Here is a 19,325-nt window from a genome sequence, read left to right on the forward strand (position 1 = left end):
ATTCATTAAACATTATATATTCAGCATTCTACGCTATCCTCATGAAATAGAGAAATAACCAAATAATAAATCAGAAAAATCGAAATGAGTTAAATCAGGAAGAAGCGGTGTTAGTAAGCTGAAAAATAAGGATCTATCCCATTAAATTGAAATAGATCCTTACAATAAGCAGAGTATTAAACTGCGCGGAATGAGATCTCAGTTGGGATTTTATCCCCTTCCCAGTACATTAGTGACGAAATATTTGACGCAATTTCTCGATAAATATCCGCAAATTCACCTTCAGGGTCACGCATCACCGTTGGTTGACCACGATCTAAGTCTTCACGCAGTGAGATATGCAATGGAATTTGCCCTAACAGTTTAGTGTTATATTTCTCAGCGAGTTTCTCTGCACCACCGGTACCAAAAATCGGCTCGACATGCCCACAATTGCTACAGATATGTGCGCTCATGTTTTCCACAATGCCAAGGACAGGGACATTCACTTTCTTAAACATCACAATCCCTTTCATCGCATCCACCAGCGCGATATCTTGTGGCGTTGTCACAACCACAGCACCTGTAACCGGAATATTTTGTGACAGCGTCAACTGAATATCCCCCGTACCCGGCGGCATATCGATAACTAAATAATCTAAATCTGGCCATAAGGTATCTTGCAACATTTGCATCAACGCTTTACTTGCCATTGGGCCACGCCAGACCATTGCGTTGTCATCAGTAACCAAATAACCGATTGAGTTTGTCGCGAGGCCATATGCCATAATCGGTGCCATGTGCTGGCCATCTGGTGATGTTGGACGTTCCATGGTAGTTCCCAGCATGTTAGGGATCGATGGACCATAAATATCCGCATCAAGAATACCGACTTTTGCCCCTTCTTGAGCTAGTGCTAACGCAAGGTTGACAGAGGTACTGGATTTACCGACCCCACCTTTACCAGAACTCACAGCCAAAATATTACGCACACCATTAATGCCAGCTAAATCATTTGCACGTTTTAGTGTCGTTATGTCATGACGTAGTTTCCATTCAACTGCGTGAGCGCCAGTAACTTGTTTCAGTTCTGCCGTTTTTTCGCTGATCAGTGCCTGAAAAGGCCTTTTCCAAACGAATGGCATCACGAGTTCGACATGCAACACATTATCCAACATTGCGCAATGATGTAATGCTTTGATAGAAATCAGATTGCGCTTCAGTGTTGGGTGTGTAAATGAAGCCAAAACAGTGGAGACGTTTTCAGTCAGCAGTTCTGGGTTGTTCTGCTCGGGGGATTTATCGTTCATCCCGGCTCCTTTATTTTATATTTTTAACACTATGATATACCCCAAATAATTCGAGGTGCAGCTCACAACAGGCTAATAAAAGCTAGCCGTATGGAAGGTGTTAAGACTAGTGTGAATATGCTAATCCCCATTCCACAACGTAACGCTACAACTTGAAGTATCACGAGTATACTTTGACTACTGTTCATCATAACAGAGAACCACAAAAATAGTGATCGCCTTCCTAACTAAAAGCCACTGAACAGCAAAAAAACCCTTTTTCGTCTGATTTGACAATTAATATCCTATTACCCTAGCAGCGAAAGTTGTGATCGGGTAACATCAAAGTCCCTTTTTAATTACGGAAGTAAGATCATTACTATGTCTCAAGTCGCGAATAAACTATTGGTAACCTGTGCGTTACCCTATGCTAACGGTTCAATCCATCTCGGTCATATTCTGGAGCACATTCAGGCTGATATTTGGGTCCGTTATCAGCGAATGCGCGGCAAAGAGGTTCACTTTATTTGTGCAGATGATGCACACGGCACACCAATCATGCTTAAAGCTCAGCAATTAGGTGTTTCTCCGGAAGATATGATTGCCGCAGTGAACCAAGAGCATCAGGAAGATTTTGCTGGTTTTTCTATCAGTTACGATAACTATCACTCCACACACAGTGAAGAAAATAAACAGTTATCAGAGCTGATCTACAGTAAATTGAAAAATAACGGTTTTATTAAAAATCGTACTATTTCACAGCTTTACGATCCTGAAAAAGGCATGTTCTTGCCTGATCGTTTTGTCAAAGGCACCTGCCCAACCTGTAAAGCAGAAGATCAATATGGCGATAACTGCGAAGTCTGTGGTGCGACTTATAGTCCGACAGAACTGATTAATCCGCGTTCCGTTGTCTCTGGTGCAACACCTGAAATGCGTGATACCGAGCACTTCTTCTTTGATTTGCCTGCCTTTAGCGACATGCTGCAAGCGTGGACACGCTCAGGCGCGCTGCAAGAGCAAGTTGCGAATAAAATGCAAGAGTGGTTTGAGTCAGGACTGCAACAGTGGGATATCACCCGGGATGCGCCATATTTTGGTTTTGAAATCCCAGATGCGCCGGGCAAATATTTTTATGTTTGGCTAGACGCCCCTATCGGTTATATGGGGTCGTTTAAAAACCTATGTGATAAACGGGGTGATATCAATTTTGATGAGTTTTGGAATAAAGACTCAAAAACCGATCTGTATCACTTTATCGGCAAAGATATCGTTTATTTCCATAGCCTATTCTGGCCGGCAATGCTTGAAGGCAGCGAATATCGTAAGCCAACTAACCTGTTTGTTCATGGTTACGTGACGGTCAATGGGGCAAAAATGTCTAAATCACGCGGCACCTTTATTACCGCGCGTTCTTACCTTGATCATTTGGATGCCGATTGCCTACGTTACTATTACGCGGCCAAGCTTTCATCACGTATCGATGATATCGACTTGAATTTAGAAGACTTTGTTCAACGCGTAAACAGTGACATCGTCAATAAAGTCGTTAACCTTGCCTCACGTAATGCCGGTTTTATTGCTAAGCGCTTTGGCGGGAAGCTGTCAGCTAAATTGGCTGACCCTGAACTATATCAGCAATTTGTTGATGCAGCCCAAACTATTGGCGAGGCTTATACAAGCCGTGAATACGGTAAAGCCGTGCGTGAAATTATGGCACTCGCAGATATTGCAAACCGCTATGTTGATGATAAAGCCCCTTGGGTTGTTGCAAAACAAGAAGGTAAAGACCAAGAGCTACAAGATATCTGTTCAATGGGTATCAATCTGTTCCGTGTGTTAATGACTTATTTGAAACCCATTCTACCAGGACTGGCAAAACGCGCAGAAGCGTTCCTCAATGTTGATCTGGCATGGGATTCCATTGCAAAACCATTGACTGACCATGAAGTTGCACCCTTTAAAGCGCTGTTTACCCGCATTGAAATGGCGAAGGTTGATGCTATGGTTGAAGCTTCTAAAGAAAGTATTAAACCCGCTAAAGTCCTGACGGGACCACTTACCGATGATCCAATTCAAGAAACCATCTCCTTTGATGATTTTGCTAAAATTGATCTACGCATTGCGTTGATCAAGCAAGCTGATTTTGTTGAAGGTTCTGATAAGCTATTGAAACTACAATTAGATATTGGTGGCGAGACGCGTCAAGTGTTCTCTGGTATTCGCAGTGCCTACCCTGACCCGAAAGCATTAGAAGGTAAACTGACGGTCATGGTGGCAAACTTAGCACCTCGAAAAATGCGCTTTGGTATGTCTGAAGGTATGGTGATGGCTGCGGGTCCTGGTGGGAAGGATATTTACCTACTTAGCCCTGATAGCGGTGCTCAACCAGGAATGCAAGTAAAATAAAATAACGCAACCTACTCTGGAAAGAGTTAATTATTAAGCGAAAAGCGGAGAATGATGAATTCTCCGCTTTTTTTATCACCTTTTAACTGTGATCTGTAGCACAATAATAAAGTTAATTGTATGATGAATGCACTTAGCATAATAGGACGGGTCTCATGTCATTAAAACAAGTGCTGATAACCGGATGGCAGTATTTACGTGCTTTTGTCATACTTTATCTCTGCCTAATCATTGGGAACTTGTTATCAACACTACTGCCATTTTCTGTTCCCGGTAGTATCATCGGTATGTTAATACTGTTTGTGTTACTCGCTTTACAAATTATTCCTGCGCATTGGGCGCAACCGGGTTGCTCACTTTTACTAAAAAATATGACACTGCTGTTCGTACCCATCGGTATTGGCATCATGAACTACTACAGTCAATTAAGTCAGCAACTGGTTCCCATTCTTGTAGCCTGCTTTATCAGTACGTTAGTGGTGATGGTGGTGGTAGCTTTTAGTTCTCACTACATCCATAAAGAGCGTCAAATCGTTGGGGCAAAGCCAGATGAGGTCCCCCTTCCCCCTGAAGAACCAACAAAAATACCAACAGATAATCAGCAAGATAAGGGGAATGGCAAATGTTAGAGCATATTTGGTGGTCACTACCGTTAACGATCGCTGTTTTTTATCTGGCACGGTTTTTATCGGTTAAATTAAAACTCCCACTGTTGAATCCATTATTAGTTGCGATAGCGATTATTGTGCCATTGCTGATTTTCACTCATACCCCCTATGAGCACTATTTCGCGGGCAGTAAAATTCTGAATGACCTATTGCAACCTGCTGTTGTTGCATTGGCATTTCCACTTTATGAGCAAATGCATCAAATTCGTGCCCAATGGAAATCTTTATTCAGCATATGTTTAGCCGGTAGTTTAGTCGCTATGTTTACTGGTACAGCCATTGCTTTATGGTTAGGTGCAACACCTGATATTGCGGCATCAGTATTACCAAAATCTGTTACAACACCGATTGCAATGGCTGTTGCTGATTCTATTGGTGGTATTCCCGCGATTAGTGCAGCTTGCGTCATTTTTGTTGGGATGTTAGGTGCTATGTTTGGTCATTCATTGTTCGATGCTTTACGTATTCGAACACATGCCTCACGAGGACTGGCTATGGGCACAGCGTCTCATGCTTTAGGAACAGCTCGTTGTGCAGAAATTAATTATATTGAAGGTGCTTATAGTTCTTTAGCATTAATGACCTGTGGGATTATTACATCCTTACTCGCCCCGTTTATCTTCCCTGTCATACTTCATCTTTTCGGCTAGACTCAATACAACGAAGAGAGGCTTATCGCCTCTCTCACTCTTTTTTGCATCAAAAACTTGAGATACATCTCTCAATTATAAAATTTGTTTCATTCATTTCACAAAAATAGTGACTACAGTCACATATGAGGGTATGACTTATTACATATACTCTCAATCATTCGAGGTATAGTTAAACGACGAGAAAAGGAGTCGCTAGGAAGCTAAACACCATACCTCAACATAAAGCGCCGCCATTGAGTATAGAATGTAAGCAAGTCATTAGGAGAGCAACTCATGCATTCAAGATTTAAGTCCGCTTGGTCTCAACTTCCAGAAAAGTTACAAACTGCGCTCAGACCTATTATTGATACACCTGACTTTCAAGCGATGCTGAGTGCCGAACACGTTAATCAGATTAAAACTGATTGCGGTTATAGTGACAGCGAGCTGGCATTTTTATTATTACCCCTCGCCGCCGCCTATGCCGTTACCCCAATTTCACACTTTAATGTGGGCGCAATTGCCCGTGGTGTGAGTGGTAACCTGTATTTCGGTGCAAATATGGAGTTCAGTGGTGTCGCTATCGCGCAAACTATCCACGCCGAGCAGTGTGCGGTGACACATGCGTGGTTAAAGGGCGAAAAACAATTAGCGTCGATCACCGTCAACTATACGCCATGTGGTCATTGCCGACAGTTTATGAACGAATTACGGGGTGGCGGCCAAATCGCAATCCACTTACCAGAACGCCAACCAGCAACATTGCATGATTACTTGCCCGATTCATTTGGTCCATCTGACTTAGAAATCACAACGCTACTGCTGGATACCGTTGATCATGGTTACAGTACGCCTAGCCGTAACCGGTTATTATGTGCTGCTATTGAAGCTGCAAACCAGTCACACGCACCTTATAGTCAATCCCATTCAGGCATTGCACTACAGCTAAAAGATGGCTCATTATTTACTGGCCGCTATGCCGAAAATGCCGCATTCAACCCAAGTCTACCGCCACTGCAAGCGGCATTGATTATGGTTAATTTGGCAGGTAAAGATATGCATGCCATTGAACAAGCGGTGTTAGTTGAAAAACAAGATGCCATCGTTAAGCAGTGGTGTATAACTGAAAATACATTGCAAGCGCTCGGTTGCCAGCAAAAAGAGGTTATTTATCTCGATTAATTGTTTATCTGTTTAACTGCCGCCAAATAAAATAGCGGCAGTTTTATTCATATAGACTTTAACAATCGATAATAAAATCAAGAGAAGATCAACACACTTAAAATATAAGCACATCTCATCATACGTGTCTTGCGATATAGCGTAAAAACACCAAAACCAAAATTAAATGCAGCTATAGTCGACACATCAAATCAATATGCCATTATATTTTGAGAATTATCAACCTCCTCTTCTTATCTTTAAGCCTTGATAAACGATCGATTAACCATTCTGCCTTTTAACTATTGAGATATCATCAATGGCAGTAATCGCAAAACAAGCCTGTATCAAACCGATAGACAGTGGTCGTAGATAAAATTCAATGAATAACGTTAGTTTGACATTATCATACTTTATTTTAATATCGCTATATTCTCTACGAATAAATTAATTTTATCACGCCTTTAAATTCTATTTATCAATATGTATATTTTATGCTTCAGATATTTAGCAACCTATTATTGTCATTCATTATTGAAAGCTAATGACAATATTTTAAATAAATATATACGTTAATGTAGCACAAGGCATCGCACTTTATTATTTGAGCCCTATTGCTCGTTTCCACTGTTCGTCGCTTTTTTGGTGCTTTTGACTCCTCTTAAGCGCACTGTGCTGGCGCTAAGCATCCTAGGTTATCCTTACCCTTTAAGTCGTACAATTTCCCTTTTGGTTTAAGTCTTCTATTATATTGTTTATTATGCAAATAATATAAATTAACATTTATTTTAACTCTTTGTATCAATAATCACTGTACATATTTTTTGTTTGCCTTAGGATCTATCCCGACTGTTGTTTTTTAATCGTCCGAAGAGTGATATTTCATGGAACATGAATACGAAACAAAACGCCCTCTGTACATTCCTTATGCAGGCCCTATCCTGCTCGAGTTTCCTTTGCTAAACAAAGGAAGTGCTTTTAGTGAAGAAGAACGCGCTAGCTTTAACCTTTATGGCCTACTGCCAGAGCAAGTTGAAACTATTGAAGAACAAGTTGAGCGTGCCTATCGCCAATTAATTGATTTCAAAACTGACATCGATAAGCACATTTACTTAAGAAATATTCAAGATACCAACGAGACCTTGTTTTATCGCTTGATTGATGCCCATCTTACAGAAGTGATGCCAATCATTTATACCCCTACTGTTGGTGAAGCGTGTGAACATTTCTCTGATATCTATCGCCGTGCACGTGGTTTATTCATCTCTTATCCAAACCGTGAATATATTGATGATATGCTGCAAAATGCCACCAAACAAAATGTTAAAGTGATCGTTGTCACTGACGGTGAGCGTATTTTAGGTTTAGGCGACCAAGGCATTGGTGGTATGGGTATCCCTATCGGCAAGCTCTCACTTTACACCGCCTGTGGTGGTATTAGCCCAGCGTATACATTACCAATTGTCATTGATGTGGGAACCAATAATCCACAACGCCTCAATGATCCTCTATATATGGGATGGCGCCATCCACGTATTACTGGTGAAGAATACGACCAGTTTATCGATGAGTTTATTCAAGCGGTGAAACGTCGTTGGCCAAATGTTTTATTGCAATTTGAAGATTTTGCACAAAAAAATGCCATGCCATTGCTCAATCGCTATCGCGATGAGCTTTGCTGCTTTAATGATGATATTCAAGGTACTGCGGCTGTCACATTGGGAAGCTTAATTGCAGCCAGCCATGCTGCGGGCAGTAAATTAAGTGATCAACGCGTTACCTTTTTAGGTGCAGGCTCTGCTGGCTGCGGTATCGCCGAGCAAATCATTGCTCAGATGAAATCTGAAGGGCTAAGTGATGAACAAGCGCGTTCACGCATTTACATGGTTGACCGTTTTGGTTTATTGACTGATAAACTGCCTAATCTACTTGATTTCCAAAGCAAACTAACCCAAAACAGCAATCATTTAAGCGATTGGGATGTCAATAGCGATTCTATCTCTTTATTGGATGTCGTACGTAATGCAAAACCAACGATCCTAATCGGTGTGTCTGGCCAAGCCGGTCTGTTTACAGAAGAGATCATCAAAGAGATGCATAAACACTGTGAACGTCCTATCGTGATGCCACTCTCTAACCCAACATCACGAGTAGAAGCCCGCCCAGAAGATATTATTAATTGGACAGACGGTAAAGCATTAGTCGCAACAGGAAGCCCATTCTCTCCAGTTTCTTATAAAGAGAAAATCTTCCCAATTGCTCAGTGTAACAACTCCTACATCTTCCCAGGTATTGGCCTTGGCGTTATCGCGTCAGGTGCAAAACGTGTCACAGAAGCAATGTTGATGGCAGCAAGCCGTGCATTAGCTGAGTGTTCACCACTGGCAAAAGAAGGTGAAGGCCCACTGTTACCACTATTGTCTGATATCCAACAAGTGTCACGCATTATAGCAAAACAAGTCGCTAAAGAAGCTCAAGTGCAAGGTGTTGCAACAGTAACATCAGATAGTGCATTAGATGAAGCGATCGAACGTAACTTCTGGAAACCTGAATACCGGACTTATAAACGGACTTCATTCTAAGATAATAAGGGCACCTTAAGGTGCCCTATATAATTCCACCAATAATTATCTTTTATCATCAACCTAAAAATAGCTTTCATGTCTCAGTGAGTGAATATTGGCATTCATTTATTGATGAGTTGTTATTTGTCATCATAAGATCTCATTATACCTATTTGTACTGAATAATGGTCCATCATGTTATGTTCATCAATATCGCTATCCTTCTAGTAGAAAAAGAAAAATCACTGAATTTAATTAAAACGTTTATTGGGTAAGAATAAAAAAGAGAAATGTTTTTTCAACGTCGTTAGCGCATAATGATTGATTCATATATAACGTCTAAATCTCATACTTCTTTCTCTAATTCTTGAGCCGACTTAAATTTAAATTCATTACGTATGTACTTTGCTGTGCTAATGATGCTTTTCATCATAAAATAGCCGTGATATACCGCCGTATTTTTATTAAGATCGTTATCTTTAAAGAGGGGGAGTTGAGATGATAGGACAACAAAGGCATACACTAAAATCACGCTCTTTCTTACGGGCAATGGCTCTCACGCTGATCCTTGTCCTGCTGAATATTGCCGTCTATTTCTATCAAATTGCTTTCGCTTCTCCCCTCGAATCACGGGAAAATAACTTAATACTGTTTGGTGCGAATGTTTACCAATTATCATTAACCGGAGATTGGTGGCGTTACCCTATTAGTATGATATTACATTCAAACGGGATGCATTTAGCTTTTAACTGCTTAGCGTTATTTGTGATTGGCATAGAATGTGAACGTGCTTATGGTAAATTAAAAGTATTAGCTATTTATATTATCTCAGGTGTCGGAGCGGCGCTATTTAGCGCCTATTGGCAATATTACGACACGATAAACAATCAAATATGGTCAGACAATACGGTTTATATCATCATTGGTGTAGGTGCTTCCGGTGCAATTATGGGGCTTGCGGCTGCATCCGTCATCTATTTGCTAAAAGCGATTAATAAGCCACACCCTCACCCTGTCATACACTCAAAGCAAAAGCGCCAACTCTATAATATTATTGCAATGATCGCATTAACGCTGGTAAATGGTTTGCAATCTGGTGTTGATAATGCTGCCCATATTGGAGGGGCTATTATTGGTGCATTAATCAGTATCGGCTATGTTTTAGTGCCCAAAAAGTCAGCGATGACGAGTGTTAGCATCACGGTTATTGCCGTGCTCCTGCTTGCGTTAGCGATCCACTCTTTTTCATTTTCTACAGATGAAAATTTACTGTATGAACGTCAATTTATTTATCAAGAGATCAATAAAGAACTTCACATGGCACATAAATAAAGTATTAAAGGAGATCATGCCTGCATGATCGCTTTTAGGGTCATCATAATTGCGCTACATAATATCAGCAACAATGTCATATATTGAAAAGCTCTTTCTGACAGCTTGATTAATAAATATTTAGCTAATGGCATCACCAATAATGCACCGATACACAAAGTTAGCGCCAATTTGAGATTTGTATACTCATTTTGGGCATAAGCCAATGCAGAAGCGCCCGATAAGACTGTTGTAACAACAATTGAAGTTCCAATAGCTTGCTTAATATTTAATTGCATATAACGCAACAACATCGGTAAAACGACAATGCCCCCACCAACCCCCGTTGCACCAAGTACGATTCCCGCAATTACCGCTGGTAATGCCATTGTTTGAAATGGATTTCCTTGAGCAATATTTTTTTGAATCGGTGCAGCATAAAACATTCGATGAACAAATAAATACAATGAAAAAATAATTGCGGCAGCAACAAGTAGGTTAATTGCCCATTCAACCGTCTTTTGATATTCAGGGAAACTTCCTAGCCAAGCAACCAATAAGCTCGACAAAAATGTGCTTGGCAACATAATTGCTAACACAATAGCCGCGCCCTTTAATGGGATATTCCCTAATCGAAAATGCATATACGAGGATGATACCTTCATCAACATCGACAGAAAATTAGCAGTTGCAACAGCGGCTAATGCATTAAGCCCAAAAAAATAAGTCAAGATGGGCAAAACGATCACACCACCACCGACACCAGTTGTACTAATAATCAAGCCAATCAATGCACCGATGGCTAATTCAGTTAAAATCACGATACCTTATCCTGCTTTACATAAATACTCATCATTTCTTCTATGATACGTTATTTATATCTTGATTAACGAGCGTTAAGTATTTAAAAAATAAAGTGTCGAATACAACCATTTGCAAAATTTGAGGTGTGATTATGCCAAATTGAGAAGGCTGTTCATCATAAAAATAAGGCAGTACTATATCCGCTAAACGTGCCGACTCATCTTGCCCAAAACGGGTTATCGCCACGATGGTACAACCTTTTTGTTTAGCTGTTTTTAGCATGCCATTCATATCGGGCTTATTACCCGTTGCAGTGACTGCAATCACAAGATCATGCGCATTCAAATTAACTGAATAGCTAAGTTGCATATAGAGGTCTGGACTAAATAAAACATCTTTATTTGCATTAATCAGTTTATGAAAAATATCATTCGCAACAATAGTCGAAGAGCCAATTCCCAATAACACGACACGTTTTGCGGCAACCATCTGTTGCGCAATACGATCCACTATTTTAGGTTCAAGTAACTCTAATGACTTTTCAATAGCCACAGTAAACATTTGGCCGGATTTAGTAATGATCTGATTTGTATCATCATAATAGGTTAGATTACTATACTCGTTTTTTATTCTATGTTGTTTTTCATCAGATAAGTAATCGACCTTAAACTCGGGATACCCACGATAACCCATTTGACGAGCAAAACGAATCACCGATGCACTACTGACACCCGCTGCCTGAGCAAGTTCAGCAACATTCATTGCAAGATGGCTCATATGACTGCTATCTAACAAAAAACTGGCGATACGTTGTTCAGTGCCTTTTCCCCTAGTGAGTAAACATTCCAACTTTACCCTCATTGTCGACATACCTATTCCTTCTTGTTATTTTTATCAAAAAAACCAGTTTTGACATAGCAACAAGTCCAATACTCTTTTTCTTAATATTATGATTTTAATTACTTTATTTAGTCTAACTCTGAGATTAAGACGCGATTTTTTTATACTAAAATACGAATAATATTTTTATATAAGTAGAATATCTAAATGTCGTGATTATGCTGCCTTTCATCGCTCTGACTCTGACAAATAAGCCCTCACAATATTTTCAGCTAGAAACGTATATTATCTCCAAAAGCATTATATTTTATAAACAGAACAAGTAATGAGCTTTGATTTAAACACCAAAAAAATTTCTTTTTCTCCTAACTTGCGTACTCCTCTTCATCGCAATCAATGCGGATGCCATTTTTATCTCAAATTTCCTCCAATAGCTGTTTGCGATCTCAATCACGAGTTATTAACGATTTGTTAACTTTTCTGTGATCCAGACAGTTTTTCTTTTCTTTTCTCTCCGAATCCATTTGCTCATTACAATTATCTCATCTATTAATACAATTCATATCAACTAACGATACAGATTAACAAAAAGATTATTTTGCGGCCGATAAAAATAGAATCCTAATAATCAGCCTGCGATTAATAACACTGGAGAAACGGTTATGTTGAGTATCCTAGGTATTATTCTTTCCCTACTGATGTTGATGTATTTTGCTTACCGTGGCGTAAGCGTTTTACTGCTCGCTCCTATCCTAGCGCTATTTGCTGTGGTGATGAGTGGAGATATCACACACTTATTTGGTGTCTACACACAGGTCTTTATGACTGGTCTAGGCGGCTATGTCATAAAGTATTTTCCATTGTTTTTACTGGGTGCCGTCTTTGGGAAGTTGATGGATGATTCAGGCTCAGCTCAATCTATCGCCTATTCATTGGTCAAAAAATTAGGTGGTCACCGTGCGCTACTCGCCGTCGTTATTACTTGCAGTATCTTGACTTACGGTGGGGTCTCATTATTTGTGGTTGGCTTTGCTATCTTCCCTATTGCAGCTGCAATTTTTCATGCTGCCGCTATTCCTAAACGCCTAATCCCTGGCGCTATTGCCCTTGGCTCACTCAGCTTTACGATGACTGCTTTACCAGGAACGCCTGCGATTCAAAACACCATTCCTATGCCATTTTTTGGAACCGATGCTTTCGCGGCTCCCGGTCTTGGCTTGATTGGTTCTGCCGTGATGTTTGCGGCTGGCTATGGCTGGTTGAGCTATCGTGTCCGTAAAGCCAAACATGCCGCAGAAGGCTACGGGGATATTTATCATGCACCAGAAAAGCATACTGATGATGAACACCATCATTTACCTGCACTATGGAAAGCCCTGTTGCCAATCGTATTAGTTGTCTCCAGTAACTATGCACTCAGCAAACTCATTCCTCTAATGAATACCGAATACCTCTCTGATGCTAAATATGGACATGCCAGCTTAAATAGCGTTTTAGGCTTGTGGGCGATTATCGGCGCGCTGGTACTTTCTTGTGTCACGATCATTTTACTGAATTGGTCACGCTGGAAAGATTTGAAAGAAACCATGAACAAAGGTGTGATGGGTTCGTTATTACCTATTTTCAATACCGCGTCAGAAGTTGGATATGGTGCAGTCATCGCCTCGCTCGCGGCATTTGCCGTAATCAGTAATTATTTACTCAGTATCTCCGCTGGCAATGTGCTGATTTCCGAAACAATTGTCATTAGCATGCTTGTCGGTACAACAGGTTCCGCTTCCGGTGGCTTGAGTATCGCTCTTAGTATGATGGGGGAACACTTTTTACAACTTGCTGAAGCAACAGGCATCTCTCCTGAATTACTACACCGAGTTGCAGCTATGGCTTCTGGCGGTCTTGATACTTTACCGCATAACGGCGCGGTGATTTCACTACTTGCTATCTGCGGTCTAACTCACAAACGTTCCTATCTCGATATTTTCATGGTGACCGTCATTGGCAGTCTGTTAGGACTCATTGCTGTTATCTCCCTTGGCTCAATATTTGGCTCATTCTAAAACAAAAGGAAATGGTTATGTCTACGATTGTGCTACCAAGAACACTTGAAATTGGTCATAATTCAACCAAGCGTCTACCGAATATCTTACAAGGCCTAAATTGCCGTAAACCTTTGATTGTAACAGATAAGATGATGGTTAAGCTCGGTTACCTGAGTGATTTACAATCGATATTATCTCAGGCAGGTATTGAAAGTGATGTCTATTCAGACACCGTTCCTGAACCGACTGCGGCCTCTATTCAAGCCGGTATTGATAAAGTCCGAAGTGCCGATTTTGATGCTGTCGTTGCACTTGGGGGTGGCAGCCCAATCGACAGTGCAAAAGCAATTGCAGTGATCGGTAAATTGGGGGGAGTTATCAATGAATACCGGTTTCCTCGACAAGTCGAGGAGCAAGGTCTTCCCATTGTTGCTATTCCTACGACGGCGGGAACAGGCTCCGAATGTACCAGAGTCACCATCATTACGGATGAGAAAACGGATGAAAAACTAATGTGTATGGGCACCGGTTTTATGCCCATCGCCGCTATCGTTGATTACAATTTAACACTGAGTGTTCCTGCCAGAACAACAGCTGATACGGGTATCGATGCGATGACACATGCCATCGAAGCTTATGTAAGCCGTAAGGCGAATTTATATTCAGACAGCCAAGCGCTGTGTGCCATGAAGCTCATCGGCCCTAATTTACGTAAAGTTTATCATAATGGTAACGATAAACAGGCACGTGAAGCCATGATGCTAGGCTCAACACTTGCTGGCGTTGCTTTTTCTAATGCTTCCGTAGCACTCGTACATGGTATGAGCCGCCCTATTGGTGCCTTTTTTCATGTTCCACATGGTCTTTCTAATGCCATGTTACTTCCTGCCGTCACTCGCTTTTCATTAAATACAGCAAAAGCACGCTATGCGACATGTGCCCGTACATTAACCTTTGCACAAGAGACAGATAGCGATGATGTCGCCTGCGAAAAGCTGATTAATACCCTTGTCGAACTCAACAACGAACTTTCTGTTCCAACACCAGCGGAATTTGGCATTGATAAGCAACATTTTTTCTCAGTTGTCGACACCATGGCAAAACAAGCGGAAGCCTCAGGTTCACCAGGTAATAATCCGCGAGTTCCAACTGTTGATGAAATGATCGCTATCTACACACAACTTTGGGATTAAAAACTGAATTAATTGGAGAAATAAAATGAATATCGTCGGACACCTCATTCATGGTGCAATCAATGAAACCCATTCACGCTTACAAGATATTTATAATCCAGCTACCGGAGAAGTGAGCCGTCAGGTCGCTATCGCACCAAAAGCTACCGTCGAAGATGCAATCGATGCGGCTCACAAAGCATTCCCACAATGGCGCGATACCCCCCCGATGAAACGTGCACGCATCATGTTTCGTTATAAACAGTTACTCGAAGAGCGTGCCGATGAGATTTATCGATTAATAGGTCAAGAGCACGGTAAAATTGTGCACGATGCTGCCGGTGAGTTACAAAGAGGCATTGAAAACGTCGAGTATGCTTGCAGTGCACCAGAACTCTTAAAAGGTGAGTTTAGCAAAAATGTGGGGCCTGGCATTAATTCGTGGAGTGATTTCCAACCTCTAGGGGTTGTCGCTGGGATCACCCCCTTTAATTTCCCTGCGATGGTGCCATTATGGATGTATCCATTAGCACTCGTTTGCGGGAATACCTTTGTCTTGAAACCTTCAGAGCGTGACCCAAGCGCCACCCTGTATATAGGCCAACTGCTAAAAGAAGCAGGTTTACCTGATGGGGTCTTTAATATTGTTAATGGTGATAAAGAAGCTGTTGATACGTTATTGACTGATAAACGCGTCAAAGCTGTTAGCTTTGTTGGTTCAACCCCTGTTGCACAATACATTTATGCGACAGCTACGGCACATGGCAAACGTTGCCAAGCTCTCGGAGGCGCTAAAAACCATGCCATTGTTATGCCAGATGCCGATATGGAAAACGTGGTTAACTCACTCTTAGGTGCTGCTTTTGGATCATCGGGTGAGCGCTGTATGGCTTTATCCGTGGCTGTTGCCATTGGTGATGAAATCGCTGATGAGTTGGTCAGTCAGTTACAAGAACGGATGTCTACCCTAAAAATGGGAGTTTACAGTGATAAACATAACGATTTCGGCCCCGTTATCACTCGAGAGCATCAACAAAAAGTCATTGGGCATATCACTAGTGCAGAAAAGCAAGGGGCAAAAATTATTGTCGATGGACGAAATGCCAAGGTAGCAGGCCATGAAAACGGCTTCTTTGTTGGCGCTACACTTATCGATAACGTCACCACCGCTATGGATAGCTATCAAGCTGAAATTTTTGGCCCAGTTCTGCAAGTGATCCGCGCTAAATCGATGCAAGAAGCCATGGATATTATTAATGAGCATGAATATGGTAATGGTACTTGTATTTATACTCGTGATGGTGAGGCAGCGAATTATTTTGCAGACTATATCCAAGTGGGCATGGTTGGGATCAATATTCCATTACCTGTACCAGTTGCCTATCATAGCTTTGGGGGGTGGAAAAATTCACTATTTGGTGACCTGCACGCTTATGGGCCAGATGGTGTCCGTTTCTATACCCGCCGTAAAACAATTACTCAGCGTTGGCCTTCAGCAAACTTACGTGAAGGCGCTGAGTTTTCAATGCCGACAATGAAGTAAAATTTAACGCATAGCTTCTCATCTTTTGCTTGATGAGAGGCTATTTTCTTCCCTCCTTCCCTCTATCACTCTTGCTTCACACCTGCGATAATGCCACCATGGCAAAAAATTTATGTTAAGAGAAACCGTCTATTGAATACACAGCATGATAAAAGTTCAGCCGTAACACGCGTTTTGGCCATTTTGGAGCACATTGCAAAATCTGATAATCCTCTTTCACCTGCTGATATTGCTCATGATCTGGCTATCCCTAAACCGACTGTTCATCGTCTTCTTGCTCAACTTAAGCAAGATGGTTATCTACAAATGAATTTAAGAGGGCTTTGGGAACCGGGAAATCGCTTACTCCAGATATCGCAAGGTGTTTGGAATAGTGTTCGTTTTAAGTCTGCACGCCAAGTCATACTGAGAACACTGGCAAACAATATCAATGAAACCTGTGGAATTTCAGTGCCGAATGGCTTAGAAATGCTGTACTACGAAAGAATTCAAACCAATTGGCCACTACAAATTAACTTACCGGAAGGCAGTCGTACGCCGCTTTGGTGTACAGCCAGTGGTAAGCTGTACCTTGCAAGCCTTAGCGAAGCCAAACGACAAAGCTTGTTAAAAGCCCTCCCTATTCATCAAATGACACGCAATACGCTAGTTGACATGTTTGAATTAAATGCTCAACTCGATAAAATCGCTCAAACTCAAATCAGTACGGATAATGAAGAGTTTATTGATGGGATGGTAGCCTGTGCAGTACCTGTAAAAGATGAGAAGAATCGGTTAATTGCTTGCATTTATACGCATGCACCATCAATTCGAACCCCTCTAGGATCTCTACTTGAACATGTTCCTGTAATGCAACAATCGGCACTTGCGCTGAGCCAACTCGAACACTGTTAAATCTATTGACAGGATTTTACGTTGCTCAACTTGCTTCCCCCATTTAAGTCAAGTAGCCTTATCATTACGACTATTATTATGAAGGCAAGGACAATGAGGAAACGTCTGCTTTATGGTCTAATAACTATTTTAGGGATAACTTTAGTCACTATTATTTTACTTGACCGCTGGATCGCTTGGGAAACTGCCCCTTATATCTATGAAAAAGTTGAAGAGCTGCCCGCACGTGATGTCGGGATGGTTTTAGGGACATCGAAATATTATTCGACAGGCGCTCAAAATTTATACTACCACTACCGAATCCAAGGTGCCGCAGATGCTTACCATAGCGGAAAAGTAAAATATTTACTGCTAAGTGGTGATAATGGCGCTCATAGTTACAATGAACCGATTACCATGCGCAAAGATTTAATCAAGGCCGGTGTTCCCGCCTCTAAAATTGTTCTCGATTTTGCAGGTTTTAGAACGTTAGATTCTGTTGTTCGTACTCGCAAAGTATTTGATACGGATAATTTCACGATTATTACTCAGCGCTTTCATTGTGAAAGAGCCTTATTTATTGCTAAACATAAAGGTATCGATGCACAGTGTTTAGCTGTACCAACGCCAAAAGCCATGTTTAAGGTAAGAGTACGTGAAGTATTTGCACGGTTAGGGGCGTTGGCTGATCTCTATATTTTAAATCGTGAGCCTAAGTTTCTAGGGGAACAAGAATCCATTCCTGCACCAATCAAAATGCCTGAAGGAATGAAGGGTTATCCTGCCGTTTCACCCGATGAAGTAAATAAAATTTAATCCTTTTTATTCATTAGGCAGTTATCAAACATAACTGCCTAAATGCTTATTTCGGGCTTTCTAAGCAATTGGATATGGTGTCAGTCAGTTTGCGCCATCCCCATTCGATTGGGCCTTGCGTGAAAAAGTGTAACCAATAATAAGAAAACAGTAAGTTGATTAGCCATATTGGCACAATAAACGTTAATAACTCGAGTCGAGAAAACTTATTAAAGTAACTCAAATGATAAAAAATCGTTGTACAAATAAGGGTTTGCAATAAATAATTACTTAATGCCATACGCCCTGTACATTGCAACATCTTAGCAATGACACACGTTTTTATACTTTCCCAGAAACCATAAACTAGCGCAATATACCCTAGTGATTGTAGCGGGATCATCAATTCATTAATAATATAGCCAACAATCGAGGTAGCAAAATACCCCCAACCAAATTGACTTTGTAGATAAAGTGACAAAATTTGCACCAACAAAGCCGGTGTGATCAATAAAATGGCCATACGTCGATAATGCTGCGAACTAAATTGCCCACATAACCATCCATTACGGATTAATAAAAACCCTGTTATCATTAATCCAAGTAACTGCCAACCATATTGAATAAATAGCATTTCGACCATGTTGAGTACAGATTGTGCTCGATATAGCAGGCTAACACTTCCCCCCGTTGTTTTTTGTAAAAATTCAGAGAGTGCTTGTTCTTCAGACACACGCCAGAAGTTATCTGCATCGACCGAAATACCAAGGAAAAATAAAATAATGAGCCCAATGACATAAATAAAACAGGCAAATTTTAACAAATATTGCTGTGTATACTGCTCAAAAATAAATAATGCCATTACTCCCGTAATCGCGTAAGCGAGTAAAATATCACCATCCCAAAGCCCTACACCGTGAATCACGCCTAAAATCGCTAAGATCGCTAAACGGCACATATTCCACCGATAGCCTTTACGATGTAAAAGTGCCAAAGTTGCACCAAATAAAATCGAAAAAATAGCTAAAAACTTGCCTTGGAAAAAGAGATTAAAGACGCCCCAGACGAGGATGTCTGGTTGGCTTACCGATTGAGAATACACAGGATTCATATAGGCCATTTGCGGCAAAGCAAATCCAAAAATATTCATTAATAGAATACCTAAGATTGCAATGCCGCGCGTTGCATCAAGCCTATCAATGCGCCTTTGTTGGGATTCAGGCGATGCCATGACAGCCATAATACA

15 protein-coding genes are annotated in these 19,325 nt (G+C 41.0%); 11 read left to right on the forward strand and 4 right to left on the reverse strand.

The annotated features are described in order from the left end of the window. Positions 1-176 precede the first annotated feature (176 nt). On the reverse strand, positions 177-1,289 hold the full coding sequence (gene apbC / locus O7C57_RS14670) for an iron-sulfur cluster carrier protein ApbC (protein WP_269723279.1): 1,113 nt from the start codon (positions 1,287-1,289) through the stop codon (positions 177-179). Positions 1,290-1,649: 360 nt separating this feature from the next. Between apbC and metG the strand changes: the two genes are divergently transcribed. The 6 genes from metG (at position 1,650) to O7C57_RS14700 (ending at position 10,034) form a co-directional block, all read left to right on the forward strand. Next, entirely contained in the window at positions 1,650-3,677 is a 2,028-nt protein-coding gene (gene metG, locus O7C57_RS14675) for a methionine--tRNA ligase (protein WP_269723280.1), read from the forward strand. Between the two features lie 155 nt (positions 3,678-3,832). Beyond that, positions 3,833-4,306: a CidA/LrgA family protein gene (locus O7C57_RS14680; RefSeq protein WP_154624492.1), complete on the forward strand. Its 474-nt coding sequence runs from the start codon at positions 3,833-3,835 to the stop codon at positions 4,304-4,306. Next, positions 4,300-4,995 carry a CidB/LrgB family autolysis modulator gene (locus O7C57_RS14685; RefSeq protein ID WP_154624493.1) on the forward strand — a complete coding sequence of 232 codons (696 nt, stop codon included), beginning with the start codon at positions 4,300-4,302 and terminating at the stop codon, positions 4,993-4,995. The genes O7C57_RS14680 and O7C57_RS14685 overlap by 7 nt, the downstream gene beginning before the upstream one ends. 276 nt (positions 4,996-5,271) lie before the next feature. Beyond that, positions 5,272-6,159: a cytidine deaminase gene (cdd, locus tag O7C57_RS14690; protein ID WP_154624494.1), complete on the forward strand. Its 888-nt coding sequence runs from the start codon at positions 5,272-5,274 to the stop codon at positions 6,157-6,159. Positions 6,160-7,022: 863 nt separating this feature from the next. After that, complete coding sequence (locus O7C57_RS14695; RefSeq protein WP_154622547.1) at positions 7,023-8,720, forward strand: NAD-dependent malic enzyme; 1,698 nt, start codon at positions 7,023-7,025, stop codon at positions 8,718-8,720. A 480-nt stretch (positions 8,721-9,200) separates the two neighbouring features. Further along, entirely contained in the window at positions 9,201-10,034 is an 834-nt protein-coding gene (locus tag O7C57_RS14700) for a rhomboid family intramembrane serine protease (RefSeq protein WP_154622546.1), read from the forward strand. 14 nt (positions 10,035-10,048) lie between these two features. Here the strand turns inward: O7C57_RS14700 and O7C57_RS14705 are convergent, their stop codons facing one another. Both O7C57_RS14705 and O7C57_RS14710 read right to left on the reverse strand, forming a co-directional pair. Continuing rightward, a complete protein-coding gene (locus tag O7C57_RS14705; RefSeq protein ID WP_269723998.1) occupies positions 10,049-10,837 on the reverse strand; it encodes a sulfite exporter TauE/SafE family protein in 789 nt (262 codons plus the stop codon). Between the two features lie 37 nt (positions 10,838-10,874). Then, complete coding sequence (locus O7C57_RS14710) at positions 10,875-11,687, reverse strand: MurR/RpiR family transcriptional regulator (RefSeq protein ID WP_247046889.1); 813 nt, start codon at positions 11,685-11,687, stop codon at positions 10,875-10,877. A 632-nt stretch (positions 11,688-12,319) separates the two neighbouring features. On the opposite strand from O7C57_RS14710, the gene O7C57_RS14715 reads away from it, so the two are divergent. From O7C57_RS14715 to sanA, 5 genes are all read left to right on the forward strand, one after another. Further along, the gene (locus O7C57_RS14715; RefSeq protein ID WP_154622700.1) at positions 12,320-13,714 is read left to right on the forward strand and encodes a GntP family permease; all 1,395 of its coding nucleotides are present in this window, start codon (positions 12,320-12,322) and stop codon (positions 13,712-13,714) included. A 17-nt stretch (positions 13,715-13,731) separates the two neighbouring features. Further along, a complete protein-coding gene (locus O7C57_RS14720; protein WP_269723281.1) occupies positions 13,732-14,889 on the forward strand; it encodes an iron-containing alcohol dehydrogenase in 1,158 nt (385 codons plus the stop codon). A 25-nt stretch (positions 14,890-14,914) separates the two neighbouring features. Next, on the forward strand, positions 14,915-16,411 hold the full coding sequence (locus O7C57_RS14725; RefSeq protein WP_269723282.1) for a CoA-acylating methylmalonate-semialdehyde dehydrogenase: 1,497 nt from the start codon (positions 14,915-14,917) through the stop codon (positions 16,409-16,411). Positions 16,412-16,543: 132 nt separating this feature from the next. Beyond that, positions 16,544-17,305 carry an IclR family transcriptional regulator gene (locus tag O7C57_RS14730; RefSeq protein ID WP_196714056.1) on the forward strand — a complete coding sequence of 254 codons (762 nt, stop codon included), beginning with the start codon at positions 16,544-16,546 and terminating at the stop codon, positions 17,303-17,305. Between the two features lie 93 nt (positions 17,306-17,398). Beyond that, a complete protein-coding gene (gene sanA, locus O7C57_RS14735) occupies positions 17,399-18,100 on the forward strand; it encodes an outer membrane permeability protein SanA (protein WP_154622696.1) in 702 nt (233 codons plus the stop codon). Positions 18,101-18,146: 46 nt separating this feature from the next. On the opposite strand, the gene yeiB is transcribed toward sanA, so the two are convergent. Beyond that, a complete protein-coding gene (gene yeiB, locus O7C57_RS14740) occupies positions 18,147-19,319 on the reverse strand; it encodes a DUF418 domain-containing protein YeiB (protein WP_154622695.1) in 1,173 nt (390 codons plus the stop codon). Between the last annotated feature and the right edge of the window lie 6 nt (positions 19,320-19,325).

Origin of the sequence: Providencia sp. 21OH12SH02B-Prov (assembly GCF_027362595.1) — a bacterium.
GTDB lineage: Bacteria > Pseudomonadota > Gammaproteobacteria > Enterobacterales > Enterobacteriaceae > Providencia > Providencia zhejiangensis.

What these genes read in the sequence shown, in the direction of transcription:
- apbC (WP_269723279.1), bottom strand. Translation starts at nt 1,289, where the DNA reads ATGAACGATAAATCCCCCGAGCAGAACAACCCAGAACTGCTGACTGAA.
- metG (WP_269723280.1), top strand. Translation starts at nt 1,650, where the DNA reads ATGTCTCAAGTCGCGAATAAACTATTGGTAACCTGTGCGTTACCCTAT.
- O7C57_RS14680 (WP_154624492.1), top strand. Translation starts at nt 3,833, where the DNA reads ATGTCATTAAAACAAGTGCTGATAACCGGATGGCAGTATTTACGTGCT.
- O7C57_RS14685 (WP_154624493.1), top strand. Translation starts at nt 4,300, where the DNA reads ATGTTAGAGCATATTTGGTGGTCACTACCGTTAACGATCGCTGTTTTT.
- cdd (WP_154624494.1), top strand. Translation starts at nt 5,272, where the DNA reads ATGCATTCAAGATTTAAGTCCGCTTGGTCTCAACTTCCAGAAAAGTTA.
- O7C57_RS14695 (WP_154622547.1), top strand. Translation starts at nt 7,023, where the DNA reads ATGGAACATGAATACGAAACAAAACGCCCTCTGTACATTCCTTATGCA.
- O7C57_RS14700 (WP_154622546.1), top strand. Translation starts at nt 9,201, where the DNA reads ATGATAGGACAACAAAGGCATACACTAAAATCACGCTCTTTCTTACGG.
- O7C57_RS14710 (WP_247046889.1), bottom strand. Translation starts at nt 11,687, where the DNA reads ATGTCGACAATGAGGGTAAAGTTGGAATGTTTACTCACTAGGGGAAAA.
- O7C57_RS14715 (WP_154622700.1), top strand. Translation starts at nt 12,320, where the DNA reads ATGTTGAGTATCCTAGGTATTATTCTTTCCCTACTGATGTTGATGTAT.
- O7C57_RS14720 (WP_269723281.1), top strand. Translation starts at nt 13,732, where the DNA reads ATGTCTACGATTGTGCTACCAAGAACACTTGAAATTGGTCATAATTCA.
- O7C57_RS14725 (WP_269723282.1), top strand. Translation starts at nt 14,915, where the DNA reads ATGAATATCGTCGGACACCTCATTCATGGTGCAATCAATGAAACCCAT.
- sanA (WP_154622696.1), top strand. Translation starts at nt 17,399, where the DNA reads ATGAGGAAACGTCTGCTTTATGGTCTAATAACTATTTTAGGGATAACT.
- yeiB (WP_154622695.1), bottom strand. Translation starts at nt 19,319, where the DNA reads ATGGCTGTCATGGCATCGCCTGAATCCCAACAAAGGCGCATTGATAGG.